The sequence below is a fragment of the Hymenobacter siberiensis genome, assembly GCF_018967845.1.
Taxonomy (GTDB): Bacteria; Bacteroidota; Bacteroidia; order Cytophagales; family Hymenobacteraceae; genus Hymenobacter; species Hymenobacter siberiensis.
In genome coordinates this window covers 1,304,252-1,317,257 of record NZ_JAHLZZ010000001.1, presented here as the reverse complement: position 1 = coordinate 1,317,257, position 13,006 = coordinate 1,304,252, and the positions used below count along the sequence as shown (strand labels likewise).

The window sequence follows — 13,006 nt, the reverse complement described above, 5'->3', positions numbered from 1 at the left end:
GCGGCGATGCTACTTCTGCACCCGCACGGAGCAGGTCATCACCGGGGCCGAACCCGGCACGAGGTCGGAAACAAGCAGCAGGCCGTAGCGCTCGGTGGTGCCCTCGGTGATTTTGAAAGCCAGCACCTGTCCTTTGCTCAGCGCACCGGTGTAGAAGGGGTTGGGCGAGTAGGCGGTGCTATTGGTGGTGTAGCTGGTGGTGAAGTCGGCGGCGACGGTCTTGCTGAACTGGTCGCTGCTGATTGTAGTGAGGCGCAGACCGGTGGCGCGGCGGGTGGTCCAGGCGACGGGCAGCGTGCACACGGTATCGGCGGTGTTGGCGGGCGCTACCAGGCCCACCGTGGTGCCCGTACCGCCCGACACGCAAATCAGGTCCACCAAATCCTGGTTGGCCGCCACGGAGCGCTCCTGGTTCAGCACTGCGTACTTGGGAAACCGCAGGCCGTATTGCAGGTTGAGGAATACGCGGCTGCGGTCGCGCACGCCCTTGGCTACCACCGCCCGGCGCGGCACCGGCCGCAGCACCATGGTGTAGCTATGAAACAGGGCCGCCGAGTCGGCTTTGCGCACCGTGAGGCGGTAGGCGCGGGTGGCCGAGGCCCCGGCCACATCGGTAGCCGTGTACTGCCACAGCTCGGTGCCGGAAGTGGCGCGGGCCGAAAACTGATTAACGAAAAGCGTTTCGCTGATAGAGTGGCCGTTGGTATTGCCTACCTGCGGCGTAATCAGTGAGTCGAGGTAGGTAATTTCCTGCTTAGCAGGCGCGTTTTTGGGGTCAAAGGACGACAGGGGCACCGGGTAGGTGATGGGCTTAAGGCCGGGGTCATAAGTCACCTTGATGGTCAGACGCTTGAGCATATTGTCGTTGCCCACGGCATAGGCCCGGGTCGTGAGCGTGTCGTTCGGCTGCACGGTCTTGTTGCTGGAGGTCAGCGTGGAAATACCAACAAAATCGAGCTGGACCGGGCGAGCGGTTTTGGAGCAGGAGGCCAGCAGCACGGGCAGGCAAAGCAACAGGAGGCGAAAACGCATAATGCAAAGGTAACGGGGGCTACGGCCTGCAACCGTGCTGCCGCCGAATGTTACCTTTAACGCTCAGTTCCCATCCTTTATTTCGATTTTGTCCTTATTTCCTATGCGTTTACGCTTTTTAGCCCTGGCGGCCTTGCTGGCCGCCAATGGCCCGGCCCTGGTGCCGGGCCTCACCCCTACCCCCGCCCACGCGCAGCAGAAGCTGCCCCTCACGTTAGAAGATATCTGGGCCAAGCCCACGTTTCGCTCGGCCTCGGTGCCGGGTTTCAACTGGATGAACGACGGCCGCTACTACTCGGCGCTGGACAACGGCAGCCTGGTGCAGTACGAAGTGACCACCGGCAAAGTCGTGCAAACCCTGATAACCGCCGCCGAGCTGGAGCTGGGCGGCGCGGCGCTCAAGGTTGATGGCTACTCCTTCAATGCCAACGAGCAGAAAATTCTGTTCACCACGGGCACTGAGCCCATTTACCGGCGTAGCGCCCGCGCCAGCTACTATGTATTCGACCGCGGCAGCAAGAAGCTGACGCCCCTGAGCGCCGGTGGCAAGCAGGGCTATGCCACGTTTTCGCCCGATGGCCGACGCGTGGCCTTCACCCGTGACAACAACGTGTACGTGACCGACCTGGCCACGATGCAGGAAACCGCCGTGACCACGAATGGCCTGAAAAACAACATCATCAACGGCTCGGCCGACTGGGTGTACGAAGAGGAGTTTGGCTTCGCGCAGGGCTTTTTCTGGTCGCCGGACAGCCGGCAGCTGGCTTTTTACACCTTCGATGAAAGCCAGGTGCCCGAGTACGACATGCAGGAATGGGGTGGGCTTTATCCCAAGGAATACCGCTTCAAATACCCCAAGGCCGGCGAGAAAAACTCGGTGGTACTGGTGAGCAGCTACGACGTGGCCAGCGCCCGCACCACCAAGCTGGACGTGGGCCCCGTGGCCGACCAGTACATCCCGCGCGTGCAGTGGACGCGGGTGCCCAACACGCTCAGCATTCAGCGCCTCAACCGCTTACAGAACAAGCTCGAAATTCTGCACGGCGATGCCACTACCGGCAAAACCAAAGTGGTGCTCACGGACACCAACCCCGCCTACGTTGAGATAAACGACGATTTGAACTACCTCGAAGGCGGCAAACAGTTCCTCTTCACCAGTGAGAAGGACGGCTACCAGCACCTCTACCTGCACGACATGGACGGCAAGCCCGTGCGCCAGCTCACGAAGGGCAACTGGGAAATCTCGGCCATCAACGGCTTCGATGCCAAAACCGGCTTCGTGTACTACACCAGCACCGAAGGCTCGGCCCTGCAGCGCCACCTCTACCGCGTGAACCTGAGCGGCAACGGCAAAGAGCGCATCAGCGAAAATGGTCCGGGCACCGACGTGGTGAACATGAGCCCCGACACGAAGTATTTCCTGAACGTGCATTCGGCGGCGGGCGTGCCGGCCATGACCAGCCTGCGCGAAGGCGGCACCGGCAAGCTGGTGAAAACCCTGGAGGACAACGCCAAGCTGAAGCAAACCCTGACGCAGTACGACCTGGGCAAGCTCGAATTCATCACGTTCAAAACCACCGAAGGCGTGGAGCTGAACGCCTGGATGATGAAGCCCAGCAACTTCGACCCCGCCAAAAAATACCCCGTGCTGATGCACGTGTATGGTGGCCCCAGTTTCGGCAGCGGCAGCACCCAAACGGTGCTGGATAACACCGGCGGCGGCACGGCCCTCACCAACTACCTCTGGCACCAGCTGCTGGCCGAAAAGGGCTACATCGTGGTTTCGGTGGAAAACCGGGGCACTTCGGGCCGGGGCTCGGCCTTCCGGAAGGCCACGTATGCCAATTTGGGCAAGCTCGAAACCATCGACCAGGGCGAAGGCGCCAAGTACCTGGCCACGCTGCCCTACGTGGATAAATCCCGCATCGGCATCTGGGGCTGGAGCTACGGCGGCTACATGACCTCGCTGGCCATGACCAAAAACGCCGACCTCTTCAAGATGGGCATTGCCGTGGCTCCGGTCACGAACTGGCGCTACTACGACACCGTGTACACGGAGCGCTACCTGAAAACGCCCCAGGAAAACCCGGGCGGCTACGACGACAACTCGCCCGTGCAGTTTGCCCAGAACATGCGCGGCAAGTTCCTGCTCGTGCACGGCACCGGCGACGACAACGTGCATTTCCAGAACTCCATCGCCTTCGTCGATGCCCTCATCAAGGCCAACAAGGACTACCAGACGCTGTACTACCCCAACCGCAACCACGGCATTTCGGGCGGCAACACCCGCCTGCACCTCTACCGCCAGATGACTAATTTCGTGCTGCAGAACCTGTAGTCGAACCATCCCGAAAAGCAATGGCCCGGCGCCGCCTCGCATAGTTGCGGGCGGCACCGGGCCATTGCTTTGCCATGAATTGGGTCGCGGGCTACAGCTTCAACAGCCGGCGCGTCGTCTGCTGGCTGGGGTTGCGCACCCGTAGCAGGTACACGCCGGCGGGCACGGCCCGCACGTCCAGCAACTGGCGGCTGCTACCCGGCACCGCCTGGCTTAGGACCACCTGCCCGCTCAGGCTTATGATTTCGACGGTGCTGGCCTGGGCAGGCCAGGCGGTCAAATCGACCTGCACCTGGTCGGCCACTGGGTTGGGGCTGACGGTGAAATCAGCAGCGCGGGTTTCCGCCGTCACCGCTGCCACGGGCGAGAAGGAAAACGTGCCATCCAAATCAACCTGCCGCAGGCGGTAGTAGCTCAGGCCGGCCAGGGGCTGGGCATCGGCCGCTTGGTAGTCAATACTGGCCGTGGAATTGCCCTGTGCTTTAACAATCATAATTTTGGCAAACTCCTGGCCATTGGCACTGCGCTCAATGGCGAAGTAGGCGCTGTTTTTCTCCGAGGCGGTGGCCCAGCTCAGGGCCACCCGGCCGGCAGTGGGCGTGGCGGCAAAGCGGGTGAGCTCCACGGGCAGCGGGGCTACAACGCAAGCCATTACGGTAGCCGCCACCGAGCCCGACTGCACGTTGAAGCCTTTGTTGGTGACTGGTCCGGCACCCGGCGTGCTGTCGCAGAAATCCAGCAGGCCCGAGGCCCCAAAGCCAAAGAAGGAATTGGTGCTCACGCCCGCCACGCGCACGCTGCCGCTGGTTGCCGTCGGCGAGCCGTTGAAGGTGCCGCTGTTGGTAAAGTTGCCGGTGACGTTCAGGCGCCCGGCATTGGTGAAGACGCCGCTGCTCACATTCTCAAAATACCCGGCGGCGGCGCTCAGCGTGATGGTGCCGTTGTTGACGGTGGTGGCCTTGTTGCTGTAGTAAGTGCCCGGGCTGATGGTGCCGTTGTTGGTGGTGGTGGCCCCGGAGTTTTGGTTGTCGTAGTAGCCGCCGGGCGCAATGCGGCCGTTGTTGGTGGTGGTGCCCCCGTTCACGTAGTTTCCGCCGGGGTTGATGGCGCTGTTCACCACCACGGTGCCGGAGCTCGAGCCGGTGATGAAATTGCCGGTGGGGTTCAGGGTGCCGCTGTTGGTGGTTTTGCCGCCGTTGTTGGTATAAGCAGCCGTGGCAATGGTAGCCCCGGCATTGTTGGTAAGCGTGCCGCCGGTCACCGTCACCGAAGCCGTGGCCGTGATGCTGTTGGCATTGGTGGTGGTGCCGCCGCTCTGGGCATAGGTTGCCGCCACAATGGTTCCGCTCGCACTGTTGGTGGTGGTCCCGGAATTAATGTACGCGGCTGCCACGTTTATCGCGCCGTTGTTGGTGATGGTGCCGCTGTTGGTGTAGGTAGTACCGCTGGCAGTCAGACTGATGGTGCCGTTATTGGTGATAGTCCCGCTGGTGATATAGCTGGTAGTAGGGGTAATGGTACCGGTATTGGCAAGGGTGCCACTGGTCGAAAAGCTGCTGGCATTCCAGACGGCGCGGTTATCAATGCTGCCGGCGCTGCTGATGCCCGCATTGGTATTTACCGTGCCCGCATAATTGATGATGGAGGTGCCGGCAGAGGGCGAAATGCTGTTGCTGAAGGTGAGCGTGGGCGTGCCACCGTTGCTCGCGTTGCTGATGGTGGTGGAACCGCCAAAAGCCATCGAACCAATCGTGGCCGTGGCCCCGGCGCGGTTGCTGAAGGTATTGGTGCCCAAAGGAAATGTAATGGCTGCGGTCCAGGTGCCATCATTGGTCAGGGTAAAATTTCCCGTGCCGGAGTTCTGCACCGGCTGCGACCACGTTGCCCCGGCATTGTTGGTGAGCGTGAAGTTGGTGCTGATGCCCCCCAGCGTGTTTGTCCAGGCACCGGAGTTGACGATGGTTACCGGGTTGGTTTTCACCCCGTAGCTAATGGCATTCCAGGTGCCGGTATTGTTGATGGTCAGGCCATTGAGTGGCGAAAATTGCGGCCCACCCGGCCCCCAGCTCCCGGCATTGTTTACGGTGCTGCCCACGGCTATGCCACTGTAAAAGTTGCCCGTCCAGGTGGCCCCGGCGTTGTTGTTGATGGTGGCGGCGGCACTAATGCTGTTGCTGCTGCCGCTGATGGTGCTGCCGGAATTATTGTTGACGGTGCAGCCCGTTGCGGTCACACTCAATGCGCCGCCGTAGCTGATGCTGTTAAAATTGACCGTGCAGTTGCTATTGGCCAGGGTAATACTGCCTGAATAGCCGCCGCTTACGTTGATGGTGGTCCCGGGGAAGCTGGTGGTGTATGCCGTACTGCCACTCGTGAGGGAAACCTGCGCGAAGGCAGCTGGCCCTACCACCATCAGCAACAATAACAGGAGAATGCGGCAGCAACGGCCAGTATCGGACAAAACGCAGAAGAAAGAAGCATTTATAAAAAAAATCATATATAAACTTTAAGCGAAATTTTAAGCAGAACAAATGTATGATTTAGCCTCTGCAAACCAATATATTACCTAATACTGGCTCACGGATAAAGAGGCCCGTGCTGATTGCAAATGGCTTCACTCTACGACCAACGCCCTGTATCACCCAATGAAACTCTGTTTTTGGCCGACCAACAATTCTCCATCTTTTTTGGGCTACTGCGCTTTTTTTCGGACTGCTGATTGCACCGGCTCATAGGATGGGCAGCGAGGACCGGCCAACCCGTTACGGCTGGTCGCAAGTTGAAGTCAACCTGGTTGTCAAGGCTTCAACTGTTCAGCACGCTGGTGCAGCTTCTTCCCGCCGGTACGACGGTTCGTCTGGCCCAGGCGATGGTTCGGCAACTGCGGCTTTGCCCAGCGGCCTGCCCCTTGCCACCTTTGGAACATGAAAACGCCCTCCCTTACCTGCCCGGTCTTGTTCCGCCTCTTTTTCTCGCTGCTGCTGCTCGCCACAACCAGCACCTACGCCGCGCCCTCGCTTCTAGCGAATGGCACGCCCACCGTCACCACCTCCGATGGGGTGCGCCTATATGTGCGGGTGGAGGGCCAGGGCCGCCCCTGCGTGTTTGTGCACGGCGGCCCCGGCGCGGGCTCCGAAGTGCAGGAAACCCTGGCCGGCCCCCTACTGGAGCAGCACTTCCAGATGATTTACCTGGACCAGCGCGGCAGCGGCCGCTCGGCCAGCTCAACTACCAAAAGCTACGGCCTGGCCCGCCAGGTGCAGGATTTGGAGGAGCTGCGCCAGCAGTTGCACCTCGATAAGTAGGTGCTGCTTTCGCACTCTTTCGGCGGCCTCATTGCCACGGCCTATGCCCGGCAGTACCCCGGGCATGTGCTGGGGCTGGTGCTCAGCAACAGTATTCTGAACCTGCCGGCCTCCATGGAAAGCCTGGCTACCAATGGCTACGCCCTGCTGCCGTCCGCCGCCCGCGCAGCCGTCGATACCACCGCGCCGCTGCCCCAGCGCTTCGGCATGGTGATGGGCCTGCTCAACCAGCAGCACCTCATGGACCAGCTCATGTACAGCGCCGACTCTACGGTCGCCCGCGTGGGCCGCATCAAGCCCGCCCAGCCGGCCAACCACGACTTTGCGGCCTCCCTCTACCAGCCCGGCGTCATCGACGGCTACCTCGAAGATTTCACGGTGGCCACTCCGGCCCTGCGGATGCCCGTGCTGGTGCTGCCCGGCCAGGCCGATGCCGTGACCGGTCCCCAGCACCAGTCCTTCCACTTCCCCAACCAGCGCGTGGTGCCCATGCCGGGCAAGCACAATGCCCTGCTCGAAAGCCCACGCGAAGTGAGCCGGGCGCTGGCCGCCTTCGTGCGCCAGCTGCCGGGCTAGCGCCTACCCGCTTCTTCCACAGCAAGGCCATCCATTTCGGGTGGCCTTTTTTATTTCCATTGAAGCCAAAAAAGACGATGGCCGCCACGGGGCAGCCCTCCCGCTTCACCCTATTTGGATAATGGTCTGGAGCATGCGGCCGGCAGTTCGGCCGGCATCGTTCCCGGCGTCGTTTGCGCTAATATAAAGCTGTTTGCGAGCATCTTATTGCAGCTTATGGCTCTACTATTGGAGTTATTCAGAAAGTCACAAAAGGTACTCAGACGGTCATGCTTCGCTGCGCTCTGCATGACCGTTCGGGGACTTTCTAAACAGCTTCATTATGCTACTGGCACTGGTCAGCTCTTTCCCGGCCTTCGCCCAAACGGGCGGCGCGGTTTATGGCCTCTTTGGCTACGCCTCGATGACGACCGGCACCACCGGCGGCGCGGGCGGCACCAGCGTGACGGTGAGCACCGGCACGGCGCTGCAAGCCGCTATTAGCAAGCCGCTATTAGGAACAAGAGCACGCAGCCGCTCACCATTTACATCAACGGCACTATCACGCTGGCCAACTCGCCAACGCTGACCAAAATTGATGTGAAGGACGTGAGCGACCTGTCCATCATTGGCTTCGACCGGCTGGGCGAGTTCGTCGGCATTGGCCTGAAAGTGTTTCGGGCCAACAACATCATCCTGCAAAACCTGAAAGTGCACAACGTACTGGCCGCTATGGGCGATGGCGACTGCATCAGTATCGAAGGCCCGGCCAACCACATCTGGGTCGACCACTGCGAGATGTACAACGTGTACCAAGGTGTGGGCACCGACGACTACGACGGCCTGCTCGACGCCAAGGCCGACTGCCAGTACATCCCCTACTCCTGGAATTTCCTGCACGACGGCTGGAAGGCCAGCCTTTGCGGCTGTACCGAAACCGACAACTTCGACCGTAAAATCACCTACCACCACAACCGCTTCGAGAACATCAACTCGCGCCTGCCGCTGTTCCGCTTCGGCACCGGCCACGTTTTCAACAACTACTACAAGGACATTGCCTCTACCTGCGTGAACGCGCGCATGGGGGCTTGCCTCAAAATCGAGAACAACTACTATGAAAACAGCCGCAACCCCTACGTGGCCGCCTACAGCCCGCTGGATGGTTACGGCGACATCGTGGGCAACACCCTCGTCAACAGCCCCTTCGCATATGCCTCCGATGTGCATTTGCTCACGGCCTGCACCGCCGTGGTGCCCTACGTGTACACCAGCGTGCTAAACCCGGCCGCCAACGTACCGGCCATTGTGGTGGCCAACGCGGGCATTGGCAAAGTGGGCCCCACGCTGGCCACGGGCACGTATTCGGTCACGGCCTCGGCGCTGGGCCAGGGCACCGTGTCGCCGGCCAGCGGCATCTACAACCTAGGCCAGAGCGTGACGCTCACGGCCACGCCCGGCATTGGGTGGCAGTTTGCCGGCTGGAGCGGCGACACCACCATGACCACCAACCCGCTCCCCTTCCGGGTGCACGGCAGCAAGGCAGTGCGGGCCACGTTCACACTCATTCCCGGTACCGGCGCGCCCGGCCCGCTCATCCGCATCGAGGACACCAACACGCCTGCCACCGGCCTGTGCAGCTTCGACGGCGTGGTGAGCAACAACACCGGGACCGACAACGGCGCGGTTATCAACCTCACCAACTCGTAGGGCCGGGCCATTGCCTGGAAAGTGGAAGTGGCCCCGCCGGCGCCTACGAGCTGAAATGGCGCTATTCCAACAGCAGCGCCAGCTCGGGCTTCACCAGCCAGCTCAGCATCAACGGCTTGTTGGTGAGCCCGGTGGCACCTTTCCCACGCACGGCCAGCAGCAGCACCTTCGGCTTCGCTACCCAAAACGTAACGCTGGCCAACGGCGTGAACGAAATCCGCCTCGAAACCACCGCCGTCGCTTCTTTTGCCGATATCGACTGGCTGGAAATCACCGGCAACTGCATTGTGCCCACTAACTGTGCCAATGCCGTGGGCAGCGTGCAAGTGCTGGCCACCAGAGCCAGCGCAGGAGCCGCCACGCCCCAAGTATCGGCCAACCCCAACCCCACGGCCGGGGCCACCACCTTCGAGGTGACGCTGCCCACCGCCAGCCCCGTCCGCATTGCTCTGTTCAGCCTCACCGGCGCAAAAGTGGCCGACGTGCCGGTAAGCGCCGCCACCTTGGGTGCGGGCAGTCATCAGATTAACTACCCGACCACCAAGCTACCCGCCGGCGTCTACATCTACGCGGTGAGCACGAATGGCGGCACATACCGCGCCAAGCTGATGGTGGAATAACCTGTCGCCGCTAGTCATCATTCGCTTTACTCAGGATGACAGCTTTTTACCGGCGAGTACCGCGCACCATGCGCGCCTTTCCGAACATATCAGGCAATACGCGCACATCCTCAAAGTTATCCGGCGTGAGCAAATCTGCCGTTTCAATTCCCAGTAACTCGTTAATTTCCAGATATATACTTCCGCCAGTGCGCAGCAGTGCCCGGCCCACTTCGGCCAGCCGGCGGTAGAACAGTAGCGGGTCGGCATCGGGCACGAACAGCGCGGTGGCGGGCTCCCAGGCCAGCACGTTGTCGCGCATTGCGGGGCGCTCGCTTTCGCGCACGTAGGGCGGGTTGCTTACCAGAATATCCAACGAGCCGAGGGCAATTCCCTTCGGTAATCCATTCAGAATATCAACCTGCTCAAACGCCACTCCGGGCGCGAAACGGGCGGCATTGCGCTGGGCCACAGCCAGCGCTTCGGCCGAAATATCCACGGCCAGCACCTCGGTGGCGGGCAGTGCGCGGGCCAGTCCCAGCGCCAGGCAGCCCGAGCCCGTGCCCACGTCGAGCACGCGCAGGCCCGTCCGGCCCGCCTGCTCCTGCCGGATAAGATGCACCAGCTCTTCGGTTTCGGGGCGCGGAATGAGGGTGGCGGGCGTCACCTCCAGCTCCATATCGACAAAGTAGGCGATGCCCAGCACGTACTGCACCGGCTCGTGGGTCAGCAGGCGGGCCAGTAGCGGCTGCAGTGCGGCTTCCGCGCCGTCGGCGATGGGTTGCTGGGCCTCCATCATGCGCTCCAGGGCATCGAGCTGCAGCAGGTGCTCGGCGACGAGCGCGGCAATGGCTTGCGCTTCGGGCTGGGGGTAGATGGGGAGTAGCGCAGTAGTAACCGAGGTGGTGAATTGGCGAACGTTCATTACAACAAAGGTAGCGCCGCGCCCCAGCGGCGGCCCGGCCCTTACCTTCGCCCCCATGGAAAACGATGATGCCCTGTTCATGCGCCGCGCCCTCGATTTGGCACTGCTTGGCACTGGCTACGCCCGGCCCAACCCCCTGGTAGGCTGCGTAGTAACGCACAAAGGCCGCATTATTGGCGAGGGCTGGCACAAAAAGTACGGCGGCCCCCACGCCGAAGCAAATGCCCTGGCGGCGGTAGAAAACCAGGAGCTGCTGAAAAAAAGCCGCGTGTACGTGACGCTGGAGCCCTGCGCCCACCACGGCAAAACGCCACCCTGCGCCGATTTGCTCATTGCCAAGGGAGTACCCGAAGTGGTGATTTGCAACGAGGACCCCTTCCCGCTGGTGGCCGGGCGCGGCATCGAGAAGCTGCGCGCCGCCGGCGTGCACGTCGAAACCGGCTTGCTGGCCGAAGAAGGCCGCTGGCTGAACCGGCGCTTCTTCACCTTCCACGAGAAAAAACGGCCTTATCTGGTGCTGAAATGGGCCGAAACAGCCGACGGCTTCCTGGCCGGGCGCTATTTCCAGCAGGTGCAAATCAGTGGGCCGCAGGCGGGGCTGCTCACGCACAAGTGGCGCACCGAGGAGCAGGGCATTCTGGTGGGCACGCGCACGGCGCTGCACGACAACCCCCGCCTGAGCGCCCGCGAATGGCCCGGAGCCCAACCCACGCGCCTCGTCATCGACAAAAACCTGAGCCTGCCGCCCACTCACAACCTGCTCGACGGCTCGCAGCCCACCATCATCTACACCTACCGCCAGGCGCGCCACGCCACCAACCTCGACCACGTCATGCTTTCCGAAGCCGATGACCTCATGCCCCAGGTGCTAGCCGACCTCTACCAGCGCCAGGTGCAATCGGTGCTGGTCGAAGGCGGCCCCACGGTGCTCAACGCGCTGCTGAACGCCGGGCTTTGGGATGAAATCCGCGTGTTCCGCTCGCCCATGAAGCTGGGCCAGGGCATTGCCGCGCCACGCCTGGGCCACGGCGGCCTGCGCGAGCGCACAAACGTTGGGGCCGATGAGCTGTTTTGGTACGTGAACGATAAATAACGCGGACTTTTAGTCCGCGGACGCGCCTTTAAAATACGTCTATCTAAAATTCATCCGCGGACTAAAACCACGCGCTACAAGCAATTATGGCCGAAACCCTCGCCCTCGACACCACGCTCACCAAAGCCGAGCAGTACCGGCAGCTCCTGCCCCAAATCGAAGCCCTCACCACCGGCGAGCCCGACCTGGTTGCCAACCTGGCCAACACGGCCGCCGCGCTGCGGCAGGCGTTCGGCTTTTTCTGGGTCGGCTTCTACCTCGTGAAAGGCGAAGAGCTGGTGCTGGGCCCATTCCAGGGGCCCATCGCCTGCACGCGCATCCGCCAGGGCAAAGGCGTGTGCGGAGCCAGCTGGGCCCGAGCCGACACCATCCTCGTACCCGATGTGGAGGCTTTCCCCGGCCACATCGCCTGCAGCTCCGATTCGAAATCTGAAATCGTGGTGCCTATTCTCAAAGGCGGCCTGGTCGTGGCCGTACTCGATGTCGACAGCGACCAGCTCAACGATTTCGACCAAGACGACCAAACTGCGCTGGAGCAGCTGATGCAGCTGGCGGCCACCTGGTTCTGACCACGGATTAGCGCGGATTTCAGCGGATTTCACGGATTTTGTGGGCGATTATTGCCAGTCATCCGGAGACTCATAAAGGTGTCAGGAGAACAAAAAAGGCTTGCCGATTGGCAAGCCTTTTTTGTTGATTTTAATCGTCCACAAAATCCGTGAAATCCGCACTAATCCGTGGTCAGACCTTCAGCTGGCAAATGACGGTTTCGCCGCCTTTTACCTTCTGGCCCAGCTCCACTTTCACTTCGGTATCCAGCGGCACGAACACATCGACGCGTGAGCCGAACTTGATGAAGCCGAACTCTTCACCCTGGCTCACTTCGTCGCCCTCGTTCACGTACCACACAATGCGGCGGGCCATGGCCCCGGCAATCTGCCGGAAGAGCACGAGCGGACCGGCATCGGACTCTACCACCACGGTGGTACGCTCGTTTTGGGTGCTGCTTTTGGGGTGCCAGGCCACCAGGTAGTTGCCGGGGTGGTACTTGAAGTACTTCACCAGGCCCGAAATGGGGTTGCGGGTAACGTGCACGTTGATGGGCGACATGAAGATGCTGATTTGCTTGCGCTCATCCTCAAAATACTCGGGCTCGAACACGTTCTCAATCACCACCACCTTGCCATCGGCCGGAGCCAGCAGCAGGTCTTCGTGGGTGAACAGGTGCCGGAACGGGCTCCGGAAAAACTGGAGAATCAGCAAAAAGATGATGACCGTGGCCCCGGCAAAGAGGCGGTTCACCAAATCCTGGCCCCGATTGAACTGGAACATGAGCAAATTGAGCGCCAGCAAAATCAGCAGCGTAACAAACAAAATGCGTCGTCCTTCTTTATGAATCTTCATAATCACTGATTTTCGCTGATTAACCGTGATTTCGCTGATTTCAGCATA

Annotated in this window: 9 protein-coding genes and 1 pseudogene; 6 read left to right on the top strand and 4 right to left on the bottom strand. The window is 61.2% G+C overall.

Going from position 1 to position 13,006, the window contains the following annotated elements:
• Positions 1 to 9: 9 nt before the first annotated feature.
• Entirely contained in the window at positions 10 to 1,032 is a 1,023-nt protein-coding gene (locus KQ661_RS05585; RefSeq protein ID WP_216679736.1) for a hypothetical protein, read from the bottom strand.
• A gap of 103 nt (positions 1,033 to 1,135) precedes the next feature.
• Between KQ661_RS05585 and KQ661_RS05580 the strand changes: the two genes are divergently transcribed.
• Positions 1,136 to 3,370: a S9 family peptidase gene (locus KQ661_RS05580; RefSeq protein WP_216685875.1), complete on the top strand. Its 2,235-nt coding sequence runs from the start codon at positions 1,136 to 1,138 to the stop codon at positions 3,368 to 3,370.
• Between the two features lie 91 nt (positions 3,371 to 3,461).
• On the opposite strand, the gene KQ661_RS05575 is transcribed toward KQ661_RS05580, so the two are convergent.
• Complete coding sequence (locus tag KQ661_RS05575) at positions 3,462 to 5,831, bottom strand: T9SS type A sorting domain-containing protein (protein WP_216685874.1); 2,370 nt, start codon at positions 5,829 to 5,831, stop codon at positions 3,462 to 3,464.
• A 463-nt stretch (positions 5,832 to 6,294) separates the two neighbouring features.
• Between KQ661_RS05575 and KQ661_RS21970 the strand changes: the two are divergent.
• The 3 genes and pseudogenes from KQ661_RS21970 (at position 6,295) to KQ661_RS05555 (ending at position 9,557) form a co-directional block, all read left to right on the top strand.
• Positions 6,295 to 7,251, top strand: a pseudogene (locus tag KQ661_RS21970) (alpha/beta fold hydrolase).
• Between the two features lie 588 nt (positions 7,252 to 7,839).
• On the top strand, positions 7,840 to 8,937 hold the full coding sequence (locus tag KQ661_RS05560) for a pectate lyase family protein (protein ID WP_216685872.1): 1,098 nt from the start codon (positions 7,840 to 7,842) through the stop codon (positions 8,935 to 8,937).
• Positions 8,862 to 9,557 carry a T9SS type A sorting domain-containing protein gene (locus KQ661_RS05555; RefSeq protein ID WP_226930048.1) on the top strand — a complete coding sequence of 232 codons (696 nt, stop codon included), beginning with the start codon at positions 8,862 to 8,864 and terminating at the stop codon, positions 9,555 to 9,557. The genes KQ661_RS05560 and KQ661_RS05555 overlap by 76 nt, the downstream gene beginning before the upstream one ends.
• A gap of 46 nt (positions 9,558 to 9,603) precedes the next feature.
• Here the strand turns inward: KQ661_RS05555 and prmC are convergent, their stop codons facing one another.
• Entirely contained in the window at positions 9,604 to 10,461 is an 858-nt protein-coding gene (gene prmC / locus KQ661_RS05550; RefSeq protein WP_216679727.1) for a peptide chain release factor N(5)-glutamine methyltransferase, read from the bottom strand.
• 55 nt (positions 10,462 to 10,516) lie between these two features.
• Here prmC and ribD point away from each other — a divergent pair, with 55 nt between their 5' ends.
• Positions 10,517 to 11,554, top strand: coding sequence for a bifunctional diaminohydroxyphosphoribosylaminopyrimidine deaminase/5-amino-6-(5-phosphoribosylamino)uracil reductase RibD (gene ribD / locus KQ661_RS05545; protein WP_216685870.1), 1,038 nt, complete (start codon positions 10,517 to 10,519; stop codon positions 11,552 to 11,554).
• A gap of 86 nt (positions 11,555 to 11,640) precedes the next feature.
• Positions 11,641 to 12,123: a GAF domain-containing protein gene (locus KQ661_RS05540; protein ID WP_216679725.1), complete on the top strand. Its 483-nt coding sequence runs from the start codon at positions 11,641 to 11,643 to the stop codon at positions 12,121 to 12,123.
• A gap of 172 nt (positions 12,124 to 12,295) precedes the next feature.
• Here KQ661_RS05540 and KQ661_RS05535 read toward each other — a convergent pair whose 3' ends face one another.
• On the bottom strand, positions 12,296 to 12,958 hold the full coding sequence (locus tag KQ661_RS05535) for a phosphatidylserine decarboxylase family protein (protein ID WP_168672318.1): 663 nt from the start codon (positions 12,956 to 12,958) through the stop codon (positions 12,296 to 12,298).
• Positions 12,959 to 13,006: the final 48 nt, after the last annotated feature.

What these genes read in the sequence shown, in the direction of transcription:
- KQ661_RS05585 (WP_216679736.1), bottom strand. Translation starts at nt 1,032, where the DNA reads ATGCGTTTTCGCCTCCTGTTGCTTTGCCTGCCCGTGCTGCTGGCCTCC.
- KQ661_RS05580 (WP_216685875.1), top strand. Translation starts at nt 1,136, where the DNA reads ATGCGTTTACGCTTTTTAGCCCTGGCGGCCTTGCTGGCCGCCAATGGC.
- prmC (WP_216679727.1), bottom strand. Translation starts at nt 10,461, where the DNA reads ATGAACGTTCGCCAATTCACCACCTCGGTTACTACTGCGCTACTCCCC.
- ribD (WP_216685870.1), top strand. Translation starts at nt 10,517, where the DNA reads ATGGAAAACGATGATGCCCTGTTCATGCGCCGCGCCCTCGATTTGGCA.
- KQ661_RS05540 (WP_216679725.1), top strand. Translation starts at nt 11,641, where the DNA reads ATGGCCGAAACCCTCGCCCTCGACACCACGCTCACCAAAGCCGAGCAG.
- KQ661_RS05535 (WP_168672318.1), bottom strand. Translation starts at nt 12,958, where the DNA reads ATGAAGATTCATAAAGAAGGACGACGCATTTTGTTTGTTACGCTGCTG.